This is a genomic window from Priestia sp. AB (genome assembly GCF_028369225.1).
GTDB lineage: Bacteria > Bacillota > Bacilli > Bacillales > Bacillaceae_H > Priestia > Priestia megaterium.
In genome coordinates, this window is sequence record NZ_JAQMYN010000005.1 from 406,677 (window position 1) to 427,209 (window position 20,533).

The 20,533-nt window shown below is 39.7% G+C and carries 20 protein-coding genes; 17 read left to right on the forward strand and 3 right to left on the reverse strand.

The genetic code is table 11. From position 1 onward, the window contains the following. Position 1: 1 nt before the first annotated feature. Entirely contained in the window at positions 2-1,552 is a 1,551-nt protein-coding gene (locus POF52_RS18090; RefSeq protein WP_074894041.1) for a glycoside hydrolase family 10 protein, read from the reverse strand. A gap of 215 nt (positions 1,553-1,767) precedes the next feature. Here POF52_RS18090 and POF52_RS18095 point away from each other — a divergent pair, with 215 nt between their 5' ends. The 16 genes from POF52_RS18095 to rpiA all read left to right on the forward strand — a co-directional run bounded on the left by POF52_RS18095 (position 1,768) and on the right by rpiA (position 16,479). Next, the gene (locus tag POF52_RS18095; RefSeq protein ID WP_271993818.1) at positions 1,768-2,622 is read left to right on the forward strand and encodes a MurR/RpiR family transcriptional regulator; all 855 of its coding nucleotides are present in this window, start codon (positions 1,768-1,770) and stop codon (positions 2,620-2,622) included. 14 nt (positions 2,623-2,636) lie between these two features. Beyond that, entirely contained in the window at positions 2,637-2,942 is a 306-nt protein-coding gene (locus POF52_RS18100) for a PTS sugar transporter subunit IIB (RefSeq protein WP_013082023.1), read from the forward strand. Positions 2,943-3,022: 80 nt separating this feature from the next. After that, the gene (locus POF52_RS18105) at positions 3,023-4,324 is read left to right on the forward strand and encodes a PTS sugar transporter subunit IIC (protein ID WP_271993821.1); all 1,302 of its coding nucleotides are present in this window, start codon (positions 3,023-3,025) and stop codon (positions 4,322-4,324) included. 55 nt (positions 4,325-4,379) lie between these two features. Continuing rightward, positions 4,380-4,646 (forward strand): hypothetical protein, encoded by a 267-nt coding sequence (locus POF52_RS18110; protein WP_271993823.1) that lies wholly within the window; start codon positions 4,380-4,382, stop codon positions 4,644-4,646. Between the two features lie 16 nt (positions 4,647-4,662). Beyond that, positions 4,663-5,979 carry a 6-phospho-beta-glucosidase gene (locus POF52_RS18115; protein WP_271993825.1) on the forward strand — a complete coding sequence of 439 codons (1,317 nt, stop codon included), beginning with the start codon at positions 4,663-4,665 and terminating at the stop codon, positions 5,977-5,979. A 1-nt stretch (position 5,980) separates the two neighbouring features. Then, positions 5,981-7,126, forward strand: a complete 1,146-nt coding sequence (gene anmK / locus POF52_RS18120) for an anhydro-N-acetylmuramic acid kinase AnmK (RefSeq protein ID WP_013082027.1) — start codon at positions 5,981-5,983, stop codon at positions 7,124-7,126. Between the two features lie 40 nt (positions 7,127-7,166). Beyond that, the gene (locus tag POF52_RS18125; RefSeq protein ID WP_271993828.1) at positions 7,167-7,502 is read left to right on the forward strand and encodes a PTS lactose/cellobiose transporter subunit IIA; all 336 of its coding nucleotides are present in this window, start codon (positions 7,167-7,169) and stop codon (positions 7,500-7,502) included. Next, the gene (locus POF52_RS18130; protein ID WP_176584956.1) at positions 7,499-8,587 is read left to right on the forward strand and encodes a DUF871 domain-containing protein; all 1,089 of its coding nucleotides are present in this window, start codon (positions 7,499-7,501) and stop codon (positions 8,585-8,587) included. The genes POF52_RS18125 and POF52_RS18130 overlap by 4 nt, the downstream gene beginning before the upstream one ends. After that, a complete protein-coding gene (locus tag POF52_RS18135) occupies positions 8,544-9,485 on the forward strand; it encodes a BadF/BadG/BcrA/BcrD ATPase family protein (protein WP_271993831.1) in 942 nt (313 codons plus the stop codon). Before POF52_RS18130 ends, POF52_RS18135 begins: the two co-directional genes overlap by 44 nt. 35 nt (positions 9,486-9,520) lie before the next feature. After that, entirely contained in the window at positions 9,521-10,435 is a 915-nt protein-coding gene (gene murQ, locus POF52_RS18140) for an N-acetylmuramic acid 6-phosphate etherase (RefSeq protein ID WP_271993833.1), read from the forward strand. Positions 10,436-10,594: 159 nt separating this feature from the next. After that, complete coding sequence (locus POF52_RS18145; protein ID WP_271993835.1) at positions 10,595-12,622, forward strand: BglG family transcription antiterminator; 2,028 nt, start codon at positions 10,595-10,597, stop codon at positions 12,620-12,622. Between the two features lie 15 nt (positions 12,623-12,637). Further along, on the forward strand, positions 12,638-12,913 hold the full coding sequence (locus POF52_RS18150) for a PTS sugar transporter subunit IIB (protein WP_013055730.1): 276 nt from the start codon (positions 12,638-12,640) through the stop codon (positions 12,911-12,913). Positions 12,914-12,916: 3 nt separating this feature from the next. Next, complete coding sequence (locus POF52_RS18155; protein WP_271993838.1) at positions 12,917-14,179, forward strand: PTS ascorbate transporter subunit IIC; 1,263 nt, start codon at positions 12,917-12,919, stop codon at positions 14,177-14,179. A 67-nt stretch (positions 14,180-14,246) separates the two neighbouring features. Then, the gene (locus POF52_RS18160; RefSeq protein WP_271993840.1) at positions 14,247-15,005 is read left to right on the forward strand and encodes a carbon-nitrogen hydrolase family protein; all 759 of its coding nucleotides are present in this window, start codon (positions 14,247-14,249) and stop codon (positions 15,003-15,005) included. 132 nt (positions 15,006-15,137) lie between these two features. Continuing rightward, the gene (locus tag POF52_RS18165; protein ID WP_028407704.1) at positions 15,138-15,728 is read left to right on the forward strand and encodes a hypothetical protein; all 591 of its coding nucleotides are present in this window, start codon (positions 15,138-15,140) and stop codon (positions 15,726-15,728) included. A gap of 82 nt (positions 15,729-15,810) precedes the next feature. After that, positions 15,811-16,479, forward strand: coding sequence for a ribose-5-phosphate isomerase RpiA (rpiA, locus tag POF52_RS18170; protein WP_271993842.1), 669 nt, complete (start codon positions 15,811-15,813; stop codon positions 16,477-16,479). Positions 16,480-16,511: 32 nt separating this feature from the next. On the opposite strand, the gene POF52_RS18175 is transcribed toward rpiA, so the two are convergent. Further along, entirely contained in the window at positions 16,512-17,105 is a 594-nt protein-coding gene (locus POF52_RS18175) for a YdbC family protein (RefSeq protein ID WP_013055735.1), read from the reverse strand. 136 nt (positions 17,106-17,241) lie between these two features. Here POF52_RS18175 and POF52_RS18180 point away from each other — a divergent pair, with 136 nt between their 5' ends. Continuing rightward, positions 17,242-19,173 (forward strand): hypothetical protein, encoded by a 1,932-nt coding sequence (locus POF52_RS18180; protein ID WP_271993845.1) that lies wholly within the window; start codon positions 17,242-17,244, stop codon positions 19,171-19,173. Positions 19,174-19,240: 67 nt separating this feature from the next. On the opposite strand, the gene POF52_RS18185 is transcribed toward POF52_RS18180, so the two are convergent. Then, entirely contained in the window at positions 19,241-20,305 is a 1,065-nt protein-coding gene (locus tag POF52_RS18185) for a L,D-transpeptidase family protein (RefSeq protein WP_176584950.1), read from the reverse strand. Positions 20,306-20,533: the final 228 nt, after the last annotated feature.

Consider the following 20,533-nt stretch of genomic DNA (forward strand, 5'->3'; position numbering starts at 1 on the left):
TTTAATGAGATGCTTTTACAGTAAGCGTGCGGGAAACAGCACTTTCGTTATGCAAACGGTCAACAGAGGTTACAACATATGTGTACGTTTGATTTTTGAGTGCGCTTTGATCTACAAACAATTGTGTTTCTCCTGTTTTCCGAACGGTTGTCAGCAAGTTTTCTGCGTTATTAATGTCGCCTCGTATATTGCCTTGGAAGCGATAAATGGCATAATATGCGGAATCATTCTGCTGATGATCTCGAATTTCAAACGCTGATTCTTTTGTATGAGGGCCCGCGCTTTTTAATTTTGGTGCTTTTGGGGCCGTATCATCAAGCCAAGGCATTGACGGAATAAGAGCAGGATGTTTATAAATATCGTTTTGCAGCTTGTCTTTTATTCCTAGTGGGTTTCGGTTCAAATCTTTCAGGCTAAAATGCATGCTCCCGTGTACTTCTGGAAATTGGTGATTCAGAGCAATTTGTCTTGAATACTCATCGGGATCAGACCATGCTTCCACCGCGTTGTTATTAATTTTGTAAGCAGCTTGTCCAATATAAAGGTGAACTGGCTTTCCACGAACTTCATCTCTCCACCAGTTGAGCAGCGTATCGTAAGCAGCGGGTTCAAATCCGATATTCCAATAAATTTGCGGAGTGATGTAATCAACGTATCCATTTTGAATCCACGTACGCGTATCGGCATACAAATCATCGTAGTTTGTTTGTCCAGCAGTAGTCTCAGAGCCAGTTGGATCATTAGCGATGTTTCTCCACACGCCGAACGGACTGATACCAAACTTCACGTATGATTTTGTTTTTTTAATAGACGTATTTAAATCTCGAACAAGCTGATTAACATTGTCTCGTCGCCAGTCTTCAATGTTGGAAAACGTTTGAGCACCGTAGGTTTCATATGTTTTTTGATCTGGGAACGTTTGCCCTGCAATTTTGTAAGGGTAAAAGTAGTCGTCCATATGAACAGCATCAATATCATAGTTTCTTACGACTTCGAGCACTTCTTCAATAATAAAGTTTTTTACTTCTGGAATACCTGGGTTATAGTAGAGTTGTTTTCCGTAGGAGACGACCCAATCAGGATGTTGTTTGGCAGGATGATTATCGGCAAGTTTGTTTAAATCAGTATGATTCATGGTAATGCGATAAGGGTTAAACCATGCGTGGAATTCTAAGTTGCGCTTGTGTGCTTCCTCCACCATAAAAGCTAGAGGATCGTAGCCGGGATCTTTTCCTTGTGTACCCGTTAAATATTCTGACCACGGGCCATATTTCGACGGATAAAAGGAATCAGCGGTAGGTTTAATTTGAACCACCACAGCATTCATCCCCATCTTTTTTACTTCATCTAGCAAATAAGTAAACTCTTTTTTCTGCTGCTCAACCGGAAGACCAGGCTGAGAAGGCCAGTCAATATTGTATACGCTTGCAATCCAAGCGGCTCGCAGCTCCCGTTTTTGATACGTGGTAGGTACATCTGCTTTAGCAGGTAACGCGCTCGAACAAAACAGCAGTAAAAACAAGATGCTTCCTATACATTTTTTAATATACATGTTCGTTCCTCCTTCTTTTTTGGTTGAGATAAAATTTCTTTCATAATATAGCATGTGGTCGTTATATTCACAATAGATTTTAATAAAAAATTCTGAAAAATAAAATAAAGTTTTAAAAATATCAGAAAAATATTGAAATTAAACTTCAGAAAAAATATAATAATGGTAATTTAAAGAATATTTTAGAAATACGTTACTTAACGATGGAGGAATTCATGCGCCAATTTTCCGTACTTACTTTAATCGATGCACAAATGAATCATTACAGTCCTGCTGAAGGAAGAGTAGCTGATTACGTGTTAGAAAATCCTACGACCACGTTGAACTTAACGACAAAACAGCTAGCTAAGCAGTGTCAGTGCAGCGAAGCTACGATTATTCGTTTTTGTCAGCGTGTAGGGATCAATAGTTTTAAAGAATTAAAGATTGAATTAGCAAAAGATGCCCATAAGGTGAATAATGAGCAGCTGCCGAATCTTCCGGTTAATTTTGAAGACGAGACCGAAGCCGTGCTTGAAAAAGTCATGAGCAAAAGTATGAGCGCACTTATGAACACAAGCCGTTTAGTGAGCTCTTCTGCAATTGATGCAGCAGCGGAAGCTATTCATAGAGCGAAACGAGTGTTTTTATACGGAGCAGGGGGATCATCTGTAGTTGCGCTAGATGCGCAGTATAAACTGCTTCGAATTGATATTTCAGCGCTGTTTTCATTAGACAGTCATGTTCAAATGGTGATGGCTACGAACATGACAAAAGAGGATGTGCTGTTTGTAGTATCGACTTCCGGTCAAACAAAAGAAGTGGTGGAGCTGATGCAAATAGCCAAAGATAAAGGAGCAGCGGTTATTTTGCTAACGCAGCACGGCTCATCGCCAGCTTCTAGATTAGCTGATATTCTGCTGACTATTTCAGTAGAAGAACAGCATATTCGAATTGGAACGATGAGCGCTCGTATTGCTCAGTTAGCCGTTGTAGATGCGATGTTTATACGGTTATGTATTCAAAAAGGCAATCAAGTGTTTGAACGCATAATCGATACACATAATGTAATTCAAAAAATAAAGAGGTAGGGGGAAACGAGAAAATGAAGGTATTGTTTGTATGTTCTGGAGGAATGTCAAGTTCGATTGTGGTAAAAGCATTAAAAACGGAAGCACAAAAGCACGGAACGGATATGGAAGTGCTGGCAATTGGGACAAATGAAGTGGCAGAGGAAATTCAAAAGGGCTGGGATGTTGTAATGGTTGCGCCGCAGATTCGCCACCGGTTTAACGCAGTGAAAGCGGAAGCGGATAAAGCTTCTGTTCCGTGCGGGCCGATTCCGCCGCAGGCTTATACGCCGCTTGGAGGCCCGACGCTTTATAAAACGGTTCAACAGCTCGTTAGCTGAGGAAAGCAGGTGTATTCCTGCTTTTTAAATAGAAAAGGGGTTTATTACACAAGGGGAGAATATAGAGGGGGAAAGGGTATATGAGCAAATTTGTGTCGTTTTTAGAGAACAATTTATCAGGACCTATGGCCAGGTTATCGGAACAGCGGCATCTTCAAGCCATTCGCGATGGTGTTATTTCCGCTTTGCCGTTCATTATCATCGGAAGTTTTTTCTTAATTTTAGCATTTCCGCCTGTGCCGCAAGATAGCACAATTGCAAAATGGGCAGCTGATAACAGCGCCAATATTTTAATACCGTATCGCGTAACGATGTTTATTATGTCTTTATATATAGCCTTTGGGATAGGGTATAACTTGTCCAAAAGCTATAATCTCGATCCGCTGTCAGGAGCGCAAATTGCAGTAGCTGCACTACTTCTTACGGTTACTCCAAAGCTGATTGAAGAAGAAGGATTTATGCTTCCAATGACAAACCTTGGAGGTCACGGTTTGTTTGTAACGATGATTGTATCGATTTTATCGGTCGAAATTCTCAGGTTTTGTAAAGCAAAAAATGTCACCATAAAAATGCCGGAACAAGTGCCGCCTTCGGTATCGAGGTCTTTTGAAGCACTAATTCCGGTTGCGATTGTTGTTATTCTTATGACCATTATTACCATTGTTTTAGGTATCGATCTTCATCATTTAGTTGATAAACTAGTTGCTCCGCTTGTGGAAGCTGGAGATAGTTTAGCAGGAGTATTAATACCGGTTTTCTTAATTACGTTTTTCTGGTCATTTGGTATTCACGGCGTCTCTGTTGTTGGGACAGTGGCACGGCCTGTATGGGAAGTGTACTTGGCCAAAAATGCTGAAGCGGTAGCAGACGGAGCTTCCACACTTCCGTATATTGCACCTGAAACGTTCTTTCAGTGGTTTGTTTGGATTGGAGGATCTGGAGCGACGCTGGGTCTTGCCTTAGCAATGCTGTTTTTCTCAAAATCTAAATATTCGAAAGCGCTTTCTAGGACATCTTTTATTCCGGCGGTTTTTAATATTAACGAACCAATTATTTTCGGTTTGCCAATTGTCTTAAATCCTATTTTAATTATCCCATTTATCATTATCCCGATTATTACAACGATCATTTCATACGCAGCAACGGCGACAGGTCTTATTACGCCAACCTACGTAATGGTTCCTTGGACGCTCCCGGCGCCGATCGGAGCTTATCTATCGACCGGAGGAGACTGGCGGGCGGTTGTGCTAGTCGTTATCAATATTGCTATTTCTGTTGTCATTTATCTTCCGTTCTTTAAAATGTACGACCGAAAGATGGTCGAAATGGAAAAAAGCGATGAAGCAACGGTTGCACCATCTGATAGTTCAGTTCAAATGTAAAGAAAGAGAAGCCAACTTGTTTGGCTTCTATCTTTTTAGTAGGAGTTGAGGGTCAATGTTTGTGCGGTTTCGATATAAAACTGTGTTTTTATTTCTGCTAACCATGGTTCTTTGCAACGTTATTTTTACACCTCTGCTGCGGTATGCTGGTTTATCAGCGCAGCATAGTTTACTTGCCATTACAAGCCTATCAGCAGCACTGCTTACAACATTTATTTCCATTCGGCTTTCAAACGCAGCTTTATCTAAAACCGCCGTTTGTATACGCTTTGTTTTGCTTGGAATAGGGTGCACAGCCGTTACATATTTAGCCGTTTTTTAACAAGGAGGGGCAAAAAATGAAAGTAGTGACAATTGGGGGAGGATCAAGCTACACACCGGAATTGGTCGAAGGGTTTATTAAACGATATGATGAGCTTCCAATTCGAGAGCTATGGCTTGTAGATGTTGAAGAAGGAAAAGAGAAACTTGAAATTGTAGGAGCACTTGCGAAAAGAATGGTCAAAAAAGCAGGTGTTGATATGAAAATTCATTTAACGCTTGATCGACAAAAAGCGTTGAAAAATGCTGATTTTGTAACGACACAGCTTAGAGTAGGTCAGCTTGATGCGCGTATTCAAGATGAACGCATCCCTCTTAAGTACGGAATGATTGGTCAAGAGACAAACGGGGCGGGAGGATTATTTAAGGGCTTACGAACGATACCGGTTTTGTTGAAAATTGCCGAGGAAATACACGAAGTTTGTCCAAACGCCTGGCTTATTAATTTTACAAATCCTGCAGGTATGGTAACGGAGGCGCTGCTTCGCTACGGAGAGCATTCTAAAGTAGTAGGAGTTTGTAACCTGCCTGTACATATGACAAACTCCATTGCGGGCTTGCTTCAAGTAGAAAAAGAAGATGTTCACATTGAATTTGCAGGGTTAAATCACTTGGTATATGGACTGCATGTGTATGCAAAAGGAAAGGAAGTAACGCAAGAAGTCATTCGGCGATTAAGTGATCCAAACTCTCAAGTAACAATGAGAAACATAGCTCCTATTCCATGGCAACCGGACTTTTTGGAAGCATTTGGCGTGATTTTATGTCCTTATCACCGCTACTACTACAAAACAAAAGAAATATTAGCAGAAGAGCTTCTGGCTTTTCAGTCAGGTGCAACCCGAGCTGAAGTGGTAAAAGCATTAGAAGCCGAGCTTTTTGAACTCTATAAAAATCCAAATCTAGAAATGAAGCCTCCGCAGCTGGAAAAACGAGGGGGCGCTTATTACAGCGATGCCGCATGTAATTTAATTTCATCCATTTATAACGATAAAGGCGATATTCAAACATTAAATGTAAAAAACAATGGAGCTATTTCCTCACTCCCAAACGAATCTGCGGTTGAAGTAAACTGTGTAGTAACAAAGCAAGGGCCAGTACCGCTCGCTTTCGGTGAACTTCCGGTAGAAGTTAATGGACTTGTGCAGCAAATTAAATCGTTTGAACGAGTAGGAGCAGAAGCTGCGGTTACAGGATCTTATGAAAAAGCACTGGTTGCGCTGAGCATTAATCCGCTTGTTCCAAGTGACGAGCTGGCTAAGTCGGTCTTAGATGAACTGCTTCAAGCTCATCGCAAGTATTTACCTGCTTTTTTTAAGGAAGTGAACGCGTAGTATGTATGCTGTTGGACTTATGTCAGGAACTTCACTCGACGGAATTGATGCAGCTCTTGTTCAAATTGAAGGAAGCGGCTATGAAAGTAAAGTTAAGCTTCTTCATTTTATTACCGTGCCGTTTTCACCTCAGTTAAAAAAGGAAATTGAGCAGGCGCTTTCTTTTGAACATTCAAATGTACAGCTGATCTGCAGCTTAAATTTTAAACTTGGCTATGCATTTGCGGATGCAGTGAAAAAAGTGTGCCAAGAAGCCCGCTTTTCTCTTGAACAAATAGATGTTATTGGATCGCATGGTCAAACCATTTACCATCAGCCTTATGCTTCGGGAAGTACAGCGATGTCTACACTCCAAATTGGAGAGCCGGCTGTTATTGCCTATGAAACCAAAACGAAGGTAGTAGCAAACTTCAGAGTGATGGACATGGCAGCAGGCGGGCAAGGTGCTCCGTTAGTTCCTCACACGGAACGGATTTTGTACAGCCACGATGAGCGTACAAGGCTGCTTCAAAACGTTGGAGGTATTGGAAATGTAACGTTGATTCCACCAAAAAAATCTCCTATACCCGTAGTAGCTTTTGATACAGGGCCGGGAAATATGATGATAGACGAAGCGTGTCAGCAGCTTTTTAATGTTTCATTTGATGAAAATGGGCGTTTAGCAGCTGAAGGAAAGATTATTTCAGAGCTTTTAGGAGACTGTATGAATCATGATTACATGAAGCTTTCTCCTCCCAAATCGACGGGAAGAGAACTGTTCGGTACACAGTACACAAAGAGACTGCTAGAGAATTATAGTAAACATAAAAAGGAAGATCTGCTAGCTACGATTACTATGTTCACGGCATCATCCATTGTACATCACTATGAAACATTTATTTTTCCTGCCTATTCTATTGACGAAGTGATTATTGGAGGAGGCGGAAGTTATAATAATACGCTGATGAATATGATTAAAGCGCAGATCGGGAAACGCTGCAGCGTGTATACACAAGAAGAAATAGGAATGTCTTCAGAAGCAAAAGAAGCCGTAGCTTTTGCGGTGCTCGCAAATGAAACACTTTCAGGTTATCCAAGCAATGTACCAAGCGCAACCGGCGCCTTGTCTCCTGTAATATTAGGAAACATTACGCCTGTACCACTATAAAAATTACGCCTGTACCACTATAAAAAAGGGGATGGAAGAAATGACAGAAGCAGCAAATATGGAAAATGAAATTTTTGAACTTATTGCATACGGAGGAAATGCCAGGTCACTTGCATATGAAGCGTTAGAAGCAGCTGAAGACTATGATTTTAATAAAGCTGACGAACTTTTAAAGCAGTCTCAAGAAGAGCTCAGTCATGCCCATAAAATGCAAACTGCGCTTATTCAACGTGAATTGAACGGAAAAACAATTGAAAAGTCGCTGCTTTTAATTCACGCACAAGATCATTTAATGACGGCTATTTCAGAGCAAAAATTAATTGAACATATGATTAAGCTTATTAAAAAATTTAAAAAAGAAGGCGAAAATCAATGAAAAAGCTAGGTATTGCGATTTACCCGGAACATTCGACTGTCGAAAAAGATAAAGCGTATATAGCACTTGCGCATCAATACGGATTTACCCGCATTTTTACATGCTTGCTTTCTGTTGAAGGCGATCAGAAAAAAGTAATGGCAAATTTTAAAGAAATCATTGAGTTTGCCAATGAGCTAGAGATGGAAGTAGTAGTGGACATCGCTCCTCGCGTATTTGGAGCGCTTGGCATTTCTTATGATGACTTATCTTTTTTTCACGAATTAGGGGCTTATGCTATTCGTCTTGATCTAGGGTATACGGGAAATGAAGAGTCCATTATGACCTTTAATCCATACGGCTTAAAAATTGAAATTAATATGAGTAATGCGACGAAGTATGTGGATAATATTTTAAGTTACAGACCGAATCGAAAGCAGCTGCTCGGGTCGCACAACTTCTATCCTCATCGATATGCGGGATTGTCGTATGATCACTTTTTGAAGTGTTCAGCATTGTTTAAAGAACATAACCTTGAAACAGCAGCCTTTATTAATTCACCAAGCGCTACTTTTGGACCGTGGCCTGTTACTGAAGGGCTTTGTACGCTTGAAATGCATCGCACGCTTCCGATCGACGTGCAGGCTAAGCATCTTTTTAAAACGGGATTAATTGATTGTGCAATCATTGCGAATGCGTATGCATCAGAAGAAGAGATGAAGGCGCTGTGTGATGTTGTTCAGCAAGAGCGCTTTACTTTTAACGTGACCCTGTATGATACGATTACCGAGCTTGAGAAAAAAATTGTGCTGGAAGAGTTTCATTTTTACCGCGGAGACGTATCTGATTATTTAATTCGCTCTACGCAAAGCCGAGTAAAATATAAAAAAGAAGAATTCAAGCCTACGCATACTCCTTCCATTCGAAGAGGCGATATTTTAATAGAAAATGAACTCTACGGACAGTACAAAGGAGAGCTGCAAATTGCGCTGTTAGACATGGAGAACTCAGGTAAAACAAACGTAGTAGGACGCATTGCAGAAGAGGAAATTTTTTTACTAAATGAACTGCAGCCATGGGACAAATTTGCTTTTTGTGAGCGGTGATAAAATGGACTATATTATTGGTATCGACGGCGGGGGAACAAAAACAGAAGCCGTTGCTTACAGCTTAAATGGTCAAGAGCTCGCTGCTTCAAAAAGCGGCTATGGCAATTTGCTCATTAATTACAATACGGCTATTACTCATATTGATGAATGTATTACGGCGTGCAAAGCTGCGCTTGCTGATCATACATGTAAAGGCATTTCACTGGGGCTTGCTGGAAGTAAAGCATTATCTAAAGAAGAAATAAAAAGATATTTTTATGATCGTTATCAGGTAGAAGTAGGTTTATATGATGACGCCATGATTGCACATGAAGCGCTACTGCATGGAAAAGACGGGATTTTAACCATTGCAGGTACTGGAGCCGTCAGCATTGGGAAAAAAGACGGAGTGTACGAATACGGAGGAGGGTGGGGACACCTTCTTGGAGATGCAGGAAGCGGATATTGGATTGGTCTTCAAGCACTGATATTGCTGACGAAAGAGCATGATCAAAGCCGTCCTTACAGCAGCCTTAGTCAGACAATCTTGCAACATGTAAAAGCAGATACCATACACGATATAAAAAAGTTTGTCTATTCATCTCCTAAATCAGAAGTTGCTTCACTCACTCCGCTTGTTGTAAATCAAGCGAGAAACCATAAACAAGAAGCAAGTGACATTCTTCAACAGGCTGGAAAGAACCTTGCAAACATGACTCTTCATTTATATAAGAAACAGCGGTTTGAAGGGAGCTGCTTGCTGTCATGCAAAGGCAGCATTTTAACGGAAATTCCAGAAGTGTTTGATGTTTATAAAAAAGCATGTGAAAAAGAAATAAAGCATATCCAGTGGGCAACACAGCGAGTATCATCTGCTAAAGGAGCTTATCAGCTGTTCATGAACGAGTATAAATAGAGAAAAAATGATGGTGGAAAAGGCAGGGGATCACAGTGAACTTAAATCATATCTTAACAGAAAAACGCAATCCGCAAACCTTAAACATTGATGAATTATCAAGTCTGGAAATTGTAAAAAAAATTAATGAAGAAGATCATCAAGTGCCTCAGGCGATCAATAAAGTGCTGCCTGTTATTGCTCTGTTAGTAGATGAAATTGTCAGTGCTTTTAAACAAGGCGGACGTCTTATTTATATCGGAGCAGGTACAAGCGGGCGGCTAGGTGTATTAGATGCATCTGAATGTGTACCAACATTCGGTACACCTGCCGAACAGGTAATTGGGATCATAGCCGGGGGAGACAAAGCGCTCCGTCATGCGTTAGAAGGAGCAGAAGATAATAAGAAACAAGCGATAGAAGATTTGAAAGCGATTAATTTATCAAATAAAGATATTCTTGTAGGTATAGCTGCAAGCGGAAGAACTCCTTATACACTCTCAGCGCTTGCGTATGCAAACAGCCTGGGGGCAGTAACGGGCTGCGTTGTAAATTCTCCTCAATCACCTATGGAACAAGAAGCAAAATATGCAATAGTAGCAGAATCAGGGCCGGAAGTTGTAACAGGTTCAACAAGAATGAAAGCCGGAACTGCTCAAAAGCTTGTTCTTAATATGCTGACGACCGCTTCTATGATTCAAATTGGTAAAGTCTACAGCAATCTAATGGTAGACGTACAGCCGACCAACGATAAACTTGTACAGCGTGCTAAAAATATTATTGCGGAACTAACAGGCGTCTCACCAGAGGAGGCAGCGGAAAGTTTACAAACATACAAAACGCCAAAAGCTGCTATCCTTGCGCTTCTTACTTCTATAGAAGGTGATGAAGTGCACCGGCTGCTTGTTAAACATGACGGACATTTAAAAAAAGCCATCGGAGAAGCAGTGGAACAGCAGACTAAAGATTAACTCTTAAAAGAAGTGCATACAGCACTTCTTTTTTTGTTGAGTACATTTTTTGCACAATGTATGTGGGTGAATTCGGTCTAATCATTTTGTAAGACCCGTAGTATAGTAAAAGCATAAAGCATAGTAAGTATTTCAATTTGTGCACGAATTGGACTGAAGGTGATTCATTTGTTAGACAAACGCAGTACGGCCGTATTGCAAGTTTTGCTTCAAGCCGCAACATTTATATCAGTACAAGAGTTAATGAAGCAGTTTCAAGTGTCAAGGCGTACTATCTATTATGATATTGAGAAAATTAACGATTGGCTGTGTCAGCAAGAATTAGAGTTTGTTCAGTACACATATGGGAAAGGCTTTTTTCTAAACGATCAAGCAAAGGACCAAGTTGCTAAACAAATTTCTCATGTTATGCCATCTGCTTACTTATCAGTTGAGGACCGGCAAATATACGTTGCTTTGATGTGTATACTTCGAGGCGGGAAAATCGGAACTCAGCAGCTCATGGATGAAACAGAAGTTAGTCGCAACACTGTCTTACAAGATATTAAAGACTTAAAAAACAAGTGGGTAAAGAAAGGCATATCTTTGACATATAGCTATAAAGATGGGTACGAAGTAAAAGGATCTGAAAGCGACATTCGAAATTTGCTTTATATACACATCACAGAATTATTAAGTCAACATCAAGAAGAGTTGTTGAAAAGGGTCATGAAAGCAGATTACGAATATTCAATGATTTATCACTGGCTTGTAGAGTGTGAAGATAAACTGGGAATGGCGTTTACAGACAAGATGCTGACGCAATTAGCCTATATGCTCACGTGCTGTATTCAGCGTATTGGAGGCAAGCGCTATGTAGACGCCTTGATTACTAGAAAAGACGAATTAGAAAAAACCAGGCAGTACAAAGCGCTCCAAGAAATTGAAAGCGTTTTAGGATTTGGTTTTCCACCTCACGAAAAACATTATCTGGCCACGGTTTTACTAAGTGCAAAAGTAAATGTAGTAAATCAAGCAGATAGTGATGATTGGATGAGAAGCATTGTAAAAGAAATGGTATCACGGTTTCAAGCATATGCTTGTGTGGTATTTGAAGATCGAAATCGTCTTGAACAAAATTTATATATTCATTTGAAGACGGCTTATTACAGGCTTCTCTATAATATTCACCTCCCTAACCCTATGCTTTCGGCTATTCAAACAAAGTATCAGGATATAGTGGAACTGACAAAAAAAGCGTTGCTTCCTTTGGAAAACAGCCTTCAAACACGTATTAATGAAGACGAAATTTCTTATTTTGCTCTTCATTTCGGAGGATGGATGAAAAAACAAGAGGGAAGGCAAAAACAAAAGCGTATTGTTATTGTTTGTGCCAATGGAATTGGAACGTCCCGTATGCTTCAGTATCAGCTTGAACAACTGTTAACAGATGCTGAATTGATAGGGCCAATGACGGTAAGAGATTATGAGCAGTTTAAAGAAACCTATGATTTAGTTATTACAACTACGCCATTAAAAAAGCGAATGAATGTGATGCTTGTGAATCCTATTTTAACGGATGATGAAAAGCAGCGGTTAATCGACTTAGTTGAACCAGCTTCTTCTCAGCTAACCACTCAAGCCATCATGGGTATTATTAAGCAGCATGCAAATATTCAGGATGAACCAGCTCTGTTAGCTAATTTAAAACTAGTGATACAGCAATCTAAAAAAATGGTAAGAGAGGATAAAAAGCCAATGTTGCATGAAGTATTGCAAGAGCCATTCTTGCAGCTTACAGATTCAGCAGATGATTGGAAATCAGCTGTTAGGCTGGCTGCCAAGCCTTTGTTGAACTATGAATATATTGAACCTTCTTATGTAGAAGCAATGATCAAAAGTGTAGAACAGTTAGGCCCTTATATTGTTATTGCGCCAAAAGTGGCGCTCCCTCACGCAAGGCCGGAACAAGGTGTAAATCGTGTGGGTATGAGCATGCTTCGTTTAAAGGAGCCGGTCTATTTTTCTACTGAAAAACAGCACGGAGCGCAGCTTATTATCGTACTTGCTGCTACTGATAATGAAACCCACTTAAAAGCACTGTCACAGCTTTCAATGATGCTATCTGAAAACGATAATATTGACAAGCTTATTGCTATGAATACAAAACAAGAAATGCTTGCATTAATTGAAGCTTACTCAAATTAAAAGGAGAGATAAAAAATGAAAAAGATTTTAGTTGTATGCGGAAACGGTTTAGGAAGCAGTTTTATTGTGGAAATGAATGTAAAGAAAATTTTAGTAGAGCTTGGTGTTGAAGCACAGGTATCTCATACGGATTTAACAACTAGTAAAACGGAGCAGGCAGATATCTATTTAGGATCTGCAGATATTGTAAATCAATTGGATGATGGCACTCGCACGGTCGTGGCACTGCAAAACATTTTAAATCAAGCGGAAATTAAAGGAGCACTGCAAAAATACTTCGTGGAGGCGTAAGCCATGTTTGATTTAATTATGAAAGATATATTAGGAACACCCGCTATTCTAGTAGGGTTGTTTGCACTAATCGGTTTGTTGCTTCAAAAGAAAAAAAGTGCAGATATTGTATCAGGCACCTTAAAAACAATTATGGGTTTTCTTATATTAGGAGCGGGAGCTAATATATTAATTGCTTCACTTGAAGCGTTTGGAAAAATGTTTAATAAAGCGTTTTCCGTTGAAGGCATCATTCCTAATAATGAAGCAATTGTAGCTGTAGCTCAACAAACGTTTGGTACAGAAACAGCGATGATTATGCTTTTGGGTATGATTGTAAATATCATTATCGCGCGCATCACGAAATTTAAGTATATCTTTTTAACTGGGCATCACACCATGTTTATGGCTTGTTTGATTGCAGCAATTTTATCTACCGGCGGGTTAACGGGAGCACCTTTGGTTTTGATCGGTGCACTATTATTAGGTATTTTAATGATTTTATTTCCTGCACTGCTTCAGCCGTATGTGCGTGAAATTACAGGGTCAAACGATATTGCCGTTGGTCATTTTGGTTCCTTAGGCTATTTAGTAGCAGGGTTTATCGGCAAGCGAGTAGGAAATCGCGAAAAAACAACAGAAGAAATTAAAGTTCCTCAATCCTTAGGATTTCTTCGGGATACATCCGTTTCTGTCTCACTGACCATGACCGTTTTATTTATTGTTGTTGCACTTTTTGCAGGCCCTGCATTTATCGAAACAAAATTAAGCGGGGGTCAAAACTTTATTGTATACTCGCTAATTCAAGCAATCACTTTTGCAGCAGGAGTATATGTCGTGCTGGCGGGTGTTCGTATGCTTTTAGCAGAAATTGTACCAGCATTTAAAGGAATTGCTGACAAAGCGGTACCAAATGCCATTCCAGCTCTAGATTGTCCAACTGTGTTTCCGTTTGCTCCTAACGCAGTGGTCATTGGATTCTTTTCAAGCTTTATCGCTGGTCTCATTTCAATGTTCTTTTTGCCTCTATTTGGTCTAAGTATTATCGTGCCGGGCCTCGTTCCGCACTTTTTTACGGGAGCAGCTGCCGGAGTATTTGGAAATGCGACGGGGGGAAGAAGAGGAGCAGTGGTCGGGTCATTTGCCAATGGAATCTTAATTAGTTTTTTACCGGCTATTTTACTGCCTGTTCTCGCGTCGTTAGGTTTTAAAGGCACAACATTTGGAGATTCGGACTTTAGTGCGGTAGGTATTCTTCTTAGCATGCTAATTAAATTATTTACGTAAAGATAAAAAACTCATGTTACGCTAGTAGCATGAGTTTTTTATGATATTGGAAGTGGAGGAGCAATGAATGAAAATTGGGTTAGCGCAAGTGAGATTTCCAAAGTCAGCCGCAGAGGGTGTAGAAACGGTAGAAAATTGTATGAAACAAGCAGCAGAAGAAGGGTGTAACCTTGTATGTTTTCCAGAATCAATTGTGCCGGGACTTAGAGGAGTGGGTTTTGAAGTTGAGACATACAATCACGACATTCAACAAAATACGCTTTATAAAGTTAAGGTGCTTGCCAAACAGTTAAAGCTCAACGTAATTTTACCACTGGAATGGCGCGACGAACTTGGTATGCATTTAACTGCTTTTGTAATTGATGAAAATGGAAAAGAATTAGGGTATCAAACTAAAAATCAAATTGATCCAGCAGAAGATCAATTTGGTTATAAGCCTGGAAATAGCCGCCAGTTGTTTGAAATAAACGGCATGAAATTCGGTATTGTTATTTGCCATGAGGGATGGCGCTATCCTGAAACTGTCCGATGGGCTGCTGTAAGAGGAGCAAGCATTGTGTTTCATCCACAGTTTACTGGTGAAGTACCAGATCCGAAGTTTTATGATTATGCAATGATTGCAAGAAGTACGGAGAATGGTATTTACTTTGCAAGCGTGAATTATGCCTTAGAGAACCAAAAAAGCACGACTTCTCTTCTTTCTCCAAAGGGTGAATGTTTGATAAAAGCGAAAGCTGAAAAGCAAGAACTACTAACGTATACGATAGAGCCCGGTGAGGCTAACCGGCTGTTAGCTCAGCGTCTGTTATCAAATTTACTATTGTAAAAAAGTTTATTTTCTCTAGTTAAATTAGCATGTGCGCTCTTATAACCCTTTGGTTATTTCTCCTTATGACGATATAAACGTCAATATGGTATTATCAAAAGTTAAAGGGATATTAAAAGGTGTGTGAAAACAATGGATCGAAAAAAAGTCGCATCAGTAGCTGGAGCATTGGTTATTGCCGTAGGAATTTGGCTATTTCAAAGCGGGAAATTTAAAAGTGAAGCGCAGGCAGATAAGTTTACGAGTACATTTTTGGTCGATCATGAACAAACAGACAATGGATTTGAATTATTTACTTCGGATACCAATCAATATAGGATGTGGTTTCCGCTTCAGTATGTTATTCATAAATCTTCTTATAAAAGCAGTGAAGATGAAAGTGAAGTATGGACAGCATCAACGAAGGAAAATGATTCATACAATGCTGGGAAAATAACGGCTTTATTTTCTAAGAAAAAAAGCAAAGCAGCTCAAAATAAAATGGATGCGTTTCAGCCTGATTACATGTTAAAAGGTAAAAATGCAACGATTTATGTGAAAAAACAAACAAGAGATGGAAAGCATAGCATTTATCATGCTTATGTGAATGATGATTATTCAGACAAGTATATTTACTATACGTTTGAACTAAAAAGCAGCGAACAGACAAACAGTACAAAACAGCAGTACTGGGTAGAAAAAATTCTTCTAAATACACAGTTTCAAAAAAACTCAGCTGAATAGTCAGCTGAGTTTTTACGTAAGGGTTCATAATGCTTTTCCTTTTTTATGTAAACGGGTACAATATGAGTAAGGAGGCCTTTGTATGATTGAAAAACAAGCAGTTGGTGAAAAAGCAGCACAATTTGTTGAAGATGGAATGATTGTAGGGCTAGGGACAGGTTCAACAGCTTATTATACAATTGTAAAACTAGGTGAACGAGTAAAAAATGGATTACACATTAAAGCCGTTCCTACTTCTCAAAAAACAGAAGAGCTGGCAAGGAAACTAGGTATTCCCATTGTTACCTTAGCAGATGTTGAATATATTGATATAGCAATTGACGGAGCAGATGAAGTAGATAGCGAACTTTCTTTAATTAAAGGAGGAGGAGGCGCGCTGCTTCGAGAAAAAATGATTGCGTATGCAGCGAAGCGGTTTATCGTGATTGCAGATTCTAAGAAAATAGTGAAGACGCTAGGAGCTTTTCCTCTTCCTGTTGAAGTTATACGTTTTGGCTGGGAAATGACTGCGAAGCACATTCGCAGTGCAGGTTGTGTACCGCAGTTTAGGCTTTTAGATGATCATACGCCGTTTATCACCGATAACGGAAATTACATTCTAGACTGCCATTTTTCAGAAATTGAAAATCCTGCTGAGTTGGAAAAGCAGCTGATAAGGATCCCAGGCGTAGTAGAAAGCGGTTTGTTTGTAGGAATGACGGAGGAAGTTATTACCGTACAAAACCAAGATGTTTATATCATAAAAAAATAGAAGCTTTGGCGTCGGGCCTAGGCTTCTATTTTTTAATTGGAAAGAACGTTCCAATTTTTCTCTAATTGATATATGTATTGAGACGCGTTCAGTACATTTGGATGAACAAAGGTATCAATTGTTTTTTGCGGACAAGCAGATCCGTATAATGAAAAAATGACAAGCTTGCTATGCTCGATTGGTGATACAACGTGAGATAAACAGCGATAAGAAGGATTTATCAAGCTTTTTACCATCTCATGGATATCTTCTTTGTCGTAAAAATCGACTTCAATTTCCGTCTTTACTAAATAACGGCTTTCAATGGCGCTGCTTCGATAATAATTGTAGCGTGCTCCTATGAAGTAGGACGGATCTGATGTTGAAACGTCCAAATTCGTATATGTTTGATCCTGCTTGCTTTTATAAAAAATAGAATCATGAGTATGCTTCATGAATTCTTGATAAGTTGTTCCATCTTCCCACAGAGCTAGAATACAAGCATCTGTTTCATCTTCCACGTTCCAACCCCCTAATTGGCCAATGAAACCATTCACGTGTGCAAGAGCAGCCCAATGCTGTTGCGTATATGAAAAAGATGCTTTTTTATCAGTCGGTATGCTGCATTTCACAATTTTTGTCAACATTCTCCCATCACCTCAATTAATTACTTCGATAAATGAAGGAAAAATCCTTCTAAAAAGAGGAAAATCATAGACATATCCCCCCTTTAAAAGCCATACATTTCAAATAGGACAATGTTAGGGAAAGAAGGGGAAATGAATGAAAGTTTTTCGTGCAAAAGCCTGTCAATCTCCTATGCGAAAAGGCTGGTCAATTATGTTTCAGCATCCGTTTAAAAAAGATGAAAGAGGAAGATCGCACCCGTTTGTTAAACGGTTTATGTATACAGAGCAACACGATGAAATTGACATTCTGGTTGAAGAGATGAATGAACTGCTGAGAGTGCAGGATTTTTGGACAAGTACTGCAAAAGGAAGAGCAAAAGCAAGATATGATGAACGAGTAGTGAATGCTTTTTATAATGATATTGAAAAAAGGATGAGCGAACAAATTGACAGCGAGTATGAGTACATTCATGTAATCGGAGAACAAGGAAGCGGCAAAACAGCCTTAATCCGCCAGCTTCTTGGTATAAAAAAGGAATGTGGCTTTCTAGGAATAGGCAGTAAAGGCGCTTATTCTGCTACGTATAAGGTGAAGGATTCCCAACACTATGAAGCTGCTGTCTCTTTTTTTACGCGAAGTGAAGTGCAAAGGAAATTGGAGAATATCCTACTAAGAAGCGCTGAAGTGTATGCTGAAGGAGGCACGGATTATGACTTGGTCTTTGAATTATTACACGGAGATTCCTCTTTTAATCTGCGCGCTCTTTTGGGAGATATCCCATACAAAGCCCGTTATTTTAATGATGATGTTCCTTTAAGAATGAGTGATGAAAATAGTTCATTCAAACAATTTGTAGATGCAATTAAACGGGAAAGTGAAATAGTAAAAGACGCTGTTGATCGCGAAGGAAAAGATTTTGCAGAAGGATGGCACAAGAGACTTGAATGTAGGGAAATTACCGAGCAAATGCTTCTGGCAATTGAATCCCGGTTGAAAGAATACAAGGAGGGAACATGGGAAATAGGAGAAGACGACTGGCCAATATCCTGCCGTCTCACAGCAAAAGAGCTGTCTTCCTTTGGTCCGCTAACAAATGAAGAAGAAGAAAATAACGGACGTCTTATTTATCCATTGTTTCGTAGAATTGAAGTTTGCGGCCCTTTTTCTTTTAAAAAAGGAGTAGCGATTTGCGAGCATGCTTGTTTTGAATATACGAGCACCATCCACGATTCTTTTAAACAAGCAGCTTCTATTTTATACGTACATCATGGACTTAAACAATTAAATATTCAATTTCTTCAACAGCTTATCGTACATGGTCACGGTGCTAAGGTAAACGTTTGTGTTACACACGGAGATTTGCTTACCTCTCCAAGCTGCCGTACGGATTATGCTAAAAAACATGCCATGGCTAAAATGATAGATTATGCGCTTAAAAGCGTTTCACCTCTTATGAAAAAGCAGCTTCACTACTATTTAACAGTAGGGAATACGTCTATTTTAGAATGTGTACACGAGGAATCCAAAGAGAGTCATCTTCTGTATAAAGACTTAAAGGCAGCTTTAGTATCAGAAACGAGAAAAAAACAGCAAGAGCTGCATCCTATTTATTTAAATTTGACTGTCTCTCAGGCTTTTTATGAAGCGATGGAGTCGCTGAACATTCCTTATATGGATAGAGAAACATGTTTGAACATTTCCTTAGGAGAGCATGAAGGGCCGGTGCCAGTCATTGCGTCCGCTTTTATTTCATCTGTCTACGAGCATTTTCTAAGCCAGCCGTCTGGGTGGTCAAGTACCTATCATTCGGTCACCGACCGACAGCAGGTTATTCAAGAATTGGCAGGTGAGTTCGCAACCGTCATTTATTCCTATTTTAACGAACAGCTGCTTGAAAATTCCCGTAATGACTGGCTCGCTCTTTATAAACAAAAAGAAGACGATCAAGCCTACAAATATAGCAGACTAATAGAAAACGTAATTCCTGCCAAAAATGATATCTATCAGCAGCAAATTCTTATGAGAACGGTTTATCAGTTGATCAAATATGTTGTAGAAAAGAAAGACGGCGTACTGGTTCATTAAGGAGTCAAGGGAGGTCAATATAAAAAAGGTTTATCAATAAAAAAACAGAGCCTGATTTCAGGCTCTATTAGCGTTTAGAAATAGCAGTTAAAGTATTAGGTCCGGCAATGCCGTCAGCTGCTAGCTTATTGTCTTTTTGAAAATTACGTACAGCTGATTCCGTATTAGCACCGAAAATACCGTCTGTGCCTTTTGTATCATAGCCAAGCGCCGTTAATTTCTTTTGAAGGGCTTGAACATTGCTGCCTTTGCTTCCTTTTTTAAGCGTTTGTTTTGTGTTAATTGTTGTATCTGCTGGTGGATTTGTTGGCTTTGGATTTGTCGGGTTTGTTGGTGTCGTCGGGTTCGGATTCGTTCCTGAACTTCCTAAAGCTTTATATGTTGATGGGCCAACAATGCCGTCAGCCGTTAAGCCGTGGTCTTTTTGGAACTTACGAACAGCTGAATCTGTATTGGCACCGAACACACCATCCGTACCTTTTGTATTATAGCCAAGTGAAGTTAGTTTCTGCTGAAGTTCTTTAACTGCATTTCCTTTGCTGCCTTTCTTTAAAACAGTTCCTGTAGAAGGAGCTGGAGCAGAACCTGAGTTTCCAGAAACGTTGTACCCGTTTGCTGCTGCAATGTCGTTAAATGATTTAGAAGAAGTTGTAATCACCACTGGTGTACCGACGGTCACTTTACTAAATAACCATTCTACTTCTTCATCGTACATACGAACGCATCCGCTGCTTACATATTTGCCGATGGAAGCAGGATTATTATTTCCGTGAATAGCATACGTCGTGCCGTATGTACCTCTCGCATTTAGGCCTAGCCAGCGATTGCCAAGGGGATTTCTAGGATCTCCACCAGGAATGTTCCCTTTGTAATAAGGGCGATTGACAATTTTATTCACCACTTTGAAATGGCCTTCTGGTGTAAGAGACTGCGTGCGTCCTGTTGCTACTGAAAACGTTCGGACAAGTGAACCATTTTGGTAATAAGCGAGTTTATTCGTCGCTTTGTTAATGATAATTAAATGAGATGGTGTTGAAGCAGCTTCTGTTTTTGGAACTCCTACAAACAAGCAGGCTAGAGCTAAAATAGCCGCTATGAGTACGATTGTTGTTCTTGATATTCTATTTGCCATGTGGTGCGCCTCCTTAGGCTGCATTAATGAAAAACGTATGGTGCGGCGGTGCTATAAATTCTTCACTAATAAAATAAAAGACGAATAGCTGCATTTTCTATGCCTGTATGTATGCGCTTAATAAGGAAATCATTAAGTAGAAAGACTTTACTAGCGGGAATTTATAATAATAAGAATAACTAAGTTTTTCTTGATGCTTTGTACAACTTTAGGAATATAAGTTTACTA